Source organism: Pseudactinotalea sp., assembly GCF_048594945.1.
GTDB lineage: Bacteria > Actinomycetota > Actinomycetes > Actinomycetales > Beutenbergiaceae > Pseudactinotalea.
The window spans coordinates 1-6,415 of sequence record NZ_JBMDXJ010000180.1 but is presented as its reverse complement, the minus strand read 5'-3'; the positions used below and the strand labels follow the sequence as shown (position 1 = coordinate 6,415).

General features: G+C 67.1%; 4 protein-coding genes and 2 tRNA genes. All 6 read right to left on the bottom strand.

The features are described from left to right. Positions 1-437: 437 nt before the first annotated feature. Positions 438-513: transfer RNA gene (locus ACOJSN_RS08025), tRNA-Ala, on the bottom strand. A 27-nt stretch (positions 514-540) separates the two neighbouring features. Further along, positions 541-660, bottom strand: a complete 120-nt coding sequence (locus ACOJSN_RS08020) for a DLW-39 family protein (protein WP_420111976.1) — start codon at positions 658-660, stop codon at positions 541-543. Positions 661-688: 28 nt separating this feature from the next. After that, positions 689-762, bottom strand: a tRNA-Ile gene (locus tag ACOJSN_RS08015). A 103-nt stretch (positions 763-865) separates the two neighbouring features. Further along, positions 866-1,450, bottom strand: a complete 585-nt coding sequence (locus tag ACOJSN_RS08010) for a DUF3566 domain-containing protein (protein ID WP_420111975.1) — start codon at positions 1,448-1,450, stop codon at positions 866-868. Next, positions 1,450-4,074 carry a DNA gyrase subunit A gene (gene gyrA, locus ACOJSN_RS08005; RefSeq protein WP_420111974.1) on the bottom strand — a complete coding sequence of 875 codons (2,625 nt, stop codon included), beginning with the start codon at positions 4,072-4,074 and terminating at the stop codon, positions 1,450-1,452. Before gyrA ends, ACOJSN_RS08010 begins: the two co-directional genes overlap by 1 nt. 28 nt (positions 4,075-4,102) lie before the next feature. Continuing rightward, on the bottom strand, positions 4,103-6,142 hold the full coding sequence (gyrB, locus tag ACOJSN_RS08000; protein ID WP_420111973.1) for a DNA topoisomerase (ATP-hydrolyzing) subunit B: 2,040 nt from the start codon (positions 6,140-6,142) through the stop codon (positions 4,103-4,105). Positions 6,143-6,415: the final 273 nt, after the last annotated feature.

Below are 6,415 nucleotides of genomic sequence, written 5' to 3'. Positions count from 1 at the left end.
ATGAAGGACTCGGCACACTACTCGGCTGCCCTGATCGACACGAACAGCGAGACCAAGGCCCGACGCGCGAGCGCCGCGCTGAACGACAAGGCACGCTCGCTGCTGGCGTGACCAGCGATACACGCCACGACCAGCGCACCGTCATCGCGGATCGGCACCTCGTCTGACGATCAAGGCAACCAGCTCGCGGCTGCAGCCGAGGGCGTGGGCGATGGCGCCGTAGGACCAGCGGGAGGGGTCCTGCTGGCGCAGATGACGAATCAGGCCGTCGCGCTCAGCGCGTTGGCGGGCGACCAGCTGCTCGGCCTCGATCGCGCGGCGATGCCGCTCGCGCTAGCGCGAGCAGCCTCTTGTCGTGGTGGAGCCAGCGGGAGCCGTCGTCCCTGGCCCACCAACACACAAGGCCACTCGCGCTGGCGCGCGGTGGCCTCTGTCGTTGGTGGAGCCAGCGGGACTCGAACCCGCAACCCCCTGCTTGCAAAGCAGGTGCGCTACCAATTGCGCCATGGCCCCCTGGAGGGGAGTGTGCAGTTGTTCCGCTCAGGGGAGCGGGTCGGTGACCTCGGTCCAGAGGTCGCGCTGCTCACGCTTCTCCTCGAGGGCGCGCCAGGCGAGCACTGCGGCAGCGGCGACAGCCGCCAGGACGAGCACTCGCTTCATGTCGTACTCCTTCGCCGACCGAGGGTCGTGGGCCTAGCTGGACTCGAACCAGCGACCTCTTCCTTATCAGGGAAGCGCTCTAACCGTCTGAGCTATAGGCCCGCACAAGCAAGACACCCGGAACTCGGGCGCCGCACGAGGGTACCTCAGGCCCCTCGTTCCTCCCAAACCGGATCCGCCCCCACCGCGTGAGGCCGGTCACGGATCAGTCGTCGGTGAGCGTGAGATGCAACCCGCCGACCATCGCGGCCACCAGGTTGTAGACGAACGCACCGAGCGTGGCGAGCGCGGTCAGCAGCACGATGTCGACCACGGCGATCACGGTCGCCACCGAGAGCACCCGCGAGAACTGCAGATACTGCAGCAGCGGACCGAACTGGTTCATCGCCTCGGCCTGTTCGATGACGCTCTCGATCTCGGCGAAGACCTCCATCTGGTTGAGCACGGTCCACACGGTGGCCGTGGCGACCACCAGCCCGATACCCAGTGCGATGGAGAGCAGGAACGCGAGCTTCATCACCGACCACGGGTCCACGCGGGAGACCGCGAGCCGCACGCGGCGCGGACCCGCCGGCTTCGGCTTCGCCGCCGGCTTCTCGCCTGGCCCGGACCCGTCGGGGTACGAGACCGGCCGCTCGCTCGTGGGCCGGTCGGCCTCCTGGCTCGAACCGGCTCGTGCAGCGGCCGCCGACACTCGCGCGGGCGGCGTGCTCGAGGAGCCACCCGGACGTGCCGGCGGCAGGCTCGGCGGCATCTCGGTGGAGCCCGTCATCACGGTCCTCTCGCTCATCAGCGTCCTTCCGACTCTTCGTCGTCGGTCGACGGTACGCCATTCTCTGGCTCTGTGGTGATCTCACCCTCGTCGCCCGAGGTCGCCGACGGCGCAGTCTCGCCCTCTGCGAGCGGCTCACCTTCGCCGTCGTTGCCTTGTGCTGCCTCGTCGTGACCGTTGACCGCCTGCTCGACGTTGCGGGCGATCGCGATGATGCGGTCGCCGCTCTCGGGCTTGGCGAACGTCACACCCTGGGTGTTCCGCCCGGTGAGGTTGACCTGGTTCACCGCCGAGCGCACGATCTTTCCGCGCTCCATGATCACAAGCACCTCGTCGGTCTCCTGCGTGATCAGCGCACCCACGAGATCGCCCCGTGCCTCCACGAGGTTCGCGACCTTGATCCCGAGGCCGCCGCGACCCTGTACCCGGTACTCGCTCACCTTGGTGCGCTTGGCGAAGCCGCCCTCGGTGACCACGAACAGGTCGGAGCCGTCGGTCACCACGTCCATGCTGAGCAGCGCGTCCTCGTCGCGGAACTTCATGCCGGTGACGCCGGACGTCGCGCGGCCCATCGGGCGCAGCGCCTCGTCCGTGGCCGTGAACCGCAGCGACTGGCCCTTGCGGGAGACCAGTAGCAGGTCGTCGCCGGAGTCGACCAGCCGCGCGGCGACCAGCTCGTCCGGGATGTCGTCCACCTCACGCAGGTTGATCGCGATCAGGCCACCAGAGCGCGGCGAGTTGTAGTCGCCGAGCCTCGTCTTCTTGACCAGGCCGCGTGCCGTGGCGAGCACCAGGTGCTCCGCCTGCTCGTAGTCGCGGATCGCCAACACCTGCGCGATCTTCTCGTCGGGCAGGAAGGCCATGAGGTTCGCCACGTGCTGACCCTTGGCGTCACGCCCGCCCTCGGGGAGCTCATACCCCTTGGCCCGGTACACCCGCCCGAGGTTGGTGAAGAACAACAGCCAGTGGTGCGTGGTGGTGGTGAAGAAGTGGTCCACCACGTCGTCACCGCGCAGCTGCGCACCGCGCACGCCCTTGCCGCCGCGCCGCTGCGCCCGGTAGTTGTCCACCCGGGTGCGCTTGGCGTAGCCGCCGCGGGTGATCGTGACAACCACATCCTCCTCCGGGATCAGGTCCTCGACGCTCATGTCGCCGTCGTAGGGAAGGATCGTGGTGCGGCGCTCGTCGCCGTACTTGTCGACGAGCTCCTTCAACTCGGTGCGGATCACGTCACGCTGCCTGGCAGGCGACTCCAGGATCGCGTTGTACTCGGCGATCTCCCGCTCGAGGGCATCGTGCTCGTCCTGGATCTTCTGCCGCTCCAACGCCGCCAGGCGCCTCAGCTGCATCTCAAGGATCGCGTCGGCCTGGTCGGTGTCGATGTCGAGGAGCTCCATCAACCCGGTACGCGCAGCCTCGACCGTGGCCGACGCGCGGATCAGCGCGATCACCTCGTCGAGCGCGTCGAGAGCCTTCATCAGGCCCTTCAAGATATGGATGCGCTTCTCCGCACGGGCCTTCAGCCAGCGGGTGCGCCGCACGACGACCTCGATCTGGTGATCCACCCAGTGGCGGATGAAGGCATCGAGGCTCAGCGTGCGCGGCACGTTGTCCACCAGCGCCAGCATGTTGGCGCTGAAGTTGTCCTGCAGCTGGGTGTGCTTGTAGAGGTTGTTCAGGACAACCTTGGCCACGGCATCGCGCTTGAGGATGATGATGAGGCGCTGCCCGGCACGGCCCGAGGTCTCGTCGCGGATGTCCGCGATGCCGCTGATGCGGCCGTCGCGGACCAGCTCACCGATCTTCGCGGCGAGATTGTCCCGGTTCACCTGGTACGGCAGCTCGCCGACCACGAGGCACTGCCGGCCCTGGATCTCCTCGACCTCGACCACCGCACGCATCGTGATCGAGCCACGGCCGGTCCGATAGGCATCCTCGATGCCCCGGGTCCCGAGAATCAGCGCACCGGTGGGAAAGTCCGGACCCTTGATCCGGCGCATCGCCTGCCCGAGCAGCTCCTCGGCACTCGCCTCGGGGTTGTCGAGGAACCAGCCGACGGCGTCGGCCACCTCGCGCAGGTTGTGCGGCGGGATGTTGGTCGCCATGCCGACCGCGATGCCGGCGCTGCCGTTGACCAGCAGGTTCGGGAACCGCGCGGGAAGCACCTCGGGTTCCTGCGTGTGACCGTCGTAGTTGTCACCGAAGTCGACGGTGTTCTTCTCGATGTCCCGCACCATCTCGAGGGCGAGCGGGGCCATCTTGCACTCGGTGTACCGCGGCGCGGCGGCCGGGTCGTTGCCGGGCGATCCGAAATTGCCCTGGCCCAGCACCAGCGGGTAGCGCATCGTCCAGGGCTGCACCAACCGCACGAGCGCGTCGTAGATCGCCGAGTCGCCGTGCGGGTGGTAGTGACCCATCACGTCGCCGACCACGCGCGCACACTTGGAGAAGGAGGAGTCCGGGCGGTAGCCACCGTCGTACATCGCGTACAGGATCCGGCGGTGCACCGGCTTCAGACCGTCGCGGATGTCGGGCAACGCGCGGCCCACGATCACGCTCATCGCGTAGTCGAGGTAGCTGCGCTGCATCTCCAGCCGCAGGTCGACCTGCTGGATACGGTCGCCTTCGGGAAGTTCGGTCATGTTGTCGTCGGTCACTCGGCTCTACCCCTCAGATGTCCAGGAATCGCACGTCGCGTGCGTTGCGCTGGATGAACGTGCGGCGCTGCTCGACGTCCTCGCCCATGAGGATCGAGAACATCTCGTCCGCAGCCTCGGCATCGTCCAACGTGACCTGCTTCAGGGTGCGGGTATCGGGGTTCATGGTGGTCTCCCACAGCTCCTCGTAGTCCATCTCACCCAGACCCTTGTACCGCTGGATGCCGCCGCCATCCTTCTGCAGCCGCCATCCGCGCTCACGCCCTTCAGCGACCATCGCGTCCCGCTCACGGTCGGAGTACACGTACTGGTGCGGTGCGTTCGCCCACTTCAACTTGAAGAGTGGCGGCATCGCCAGGTACACGTGCCCGAACTTGATGAGATCCGTCATATAACGGAACAGCACGGTGAGCAGCAGCGTGCAGATGTGCTGGCCGTCGACGTCGGCATCCGCCATCAGCACGATCTTGTGATAGCGCAACTTGCTCATGTCGAAGTCTTCACCGATACCGGTGCCGAACGCCGTGATCAGCGCCTGCACCTCGTTGTTCGACAGGGCCTTGTCCAACCGCACCCGCTCGACGTTGAGGATCTTCCCTCGGATCGGCAGGATCGCCTGCGTCTCCGGGTTACGACCCTGCACGGCGGAACCACCGGCCGAGTCGCCCTCCACGATGAAGATCTCGCTGACCTCGGCGTTGCGGCTCGAGCAGTCGCGCAGCTTGCCCGGCATGCCGCCGCTCTCCAGCACACCCTTGCGCCGGGTCGCTTCACGAGCCTTGCGCGCCGCCATCCGTGCCGCAGCAGCCTGCACCGACTTGCGCACGATGTCCTTCGACTCGGCCGGGTGCGACTCCAGCCAGTTACCGAGCTCGTCGTTGACGATCTTCTGCGTGAAGGATCGCGCCTCGGTGTTGCCGAGCTTGGTCTTGGTCTGTCCCTCGAACTGCGGTTCCCCGAGCTTGATGGAGATGACGGCGGTCAATCCTTCACGGATGTCCTCACCCGTGAGGTTGTCGTCCTTCTCCTTCAACAAACCCTTGTCGCGCGCGTAACGGTTGACCAGCCCGGTCAACGCCGAACGGAACCCCTCCTCGTGGGTGCCGCCCTCCGTCGTCGAGATGGTGTTGGCGTAGGTGTGCACGGACTCGGAGTACGCATTGGTCCACTGCATCGCGATCTCGAGAGCGATCTTGCGGTCGGTGTCCTCGGCCGCGAAGTCGATGACCTCCGGGTGCACCGGATCGATCTTCTTGGCCGAGTTGAGGTGCGTGACGTAGTCGACCAGGCCGCCGTCATAGCGGTAGGTGACCTTGCGGGCCGTCTCCACGCCGTCGGAACCCGGGCCGGCCACGACATCCTCGACGTCCTCGCCTCGCTGGTCGTCGAGCGTGATCGTGAGGCCCTTGTTGAGGAAGGCGTACTGCTGGAACCGGGCCCGCAGGGTCTCGAAGTCGTAGTGGGTGGTCTCGAAGATCGCCGGGTCGGCCCAGAAGGTCTGCGTGGTGCCGGTGACGTCGGCCGGCTCGCCCTTGACGAGCTCGGTCACCGGGTTGCCGCCATCGGCGAAGGTCATCGACCAGTGGTGGCCGTCGCGCTTGACCTCGGAGATCATCTGGGTGGAGAGCGCGTTCACCACCGACATACCCACACCGTGCAGGCCACCGGAGACCGCGTACCCGCCGCCACCGAACTTGCCGCCCGCGTGGAGCACGGTCATCACGACCTCGAGCGTGGGCTTGCCCTCGGTGGGGTGGATCGCGACCGGGATGCCGCGGCCGTTGTCGGAGACCCGCACGCCACCATCGGCGAGCAGCTCGACCACGATCGTGTCGCAGTGGCCGGCGAGCGCCTCGTCCACCGAGTTGTCCACGATCTCGTAGACCAGGTGGTGCAGCCCACGCTCACCGGTGGAGCCGATGTACATGCCCGGCCGCGTGCGTACGGCCTCCAGCCCTTCCAGCACCGTGATGTTGCCGGCGTCGTACCCGCCCTCTGCGGGAGGTGGGGTCGCTGCGGTCTCGGTCTGGTCCACCACGGTCTGGTCTGCCACTCGTCGGGCTCCTCGTCCTCGTTGTCACGGGGCCGATCACCCTCGTGGACACGCCGGTCACCATCCGGTGCGACGCGCCGCCCGCTGCTGTTGCCGAGCTGCTCGGATCGCTGTCCGAGCCCCCTCGCCGGGCTTCGTGATTCTACCGTGATCTTCCCGATTCGCCCAATCATCCACAACCTTATCCACAGGTGCGTGTCGCGGCTGCATCCGCGTGTCGCCACGGAGCACACGCGTGGCGACAGGGGTGCGGACGCCGGGTCAGCCGTACGT

What these genes read in the sequence shown, in the direction of transcription:
- ACOJSN_RS08020 (WP_420111976.1), bottom strand. Translation starts at nt 660, where the DNA reads ATGAAGCGAGTGCTCGTCCTGGCGGCTGTCGCCGCTGCCGCAGTGCTC.
- ACOJSN_RS08010 (WP_420111975.1), bottom strand. Translation starts at nt 1,450, where the DNA reads ATGAGCGAGAGGACCGTGATGACGGGCTCCACCGAGATGCCGCCGAGC.
- gyrA (WP_420111974.1), bottom strand. Translation starts at nt 4,074, where the DNA reads ATGACCGAACTTCCCGAAGGCGACCGTATCCAGCAGGTCGACCTGCGG.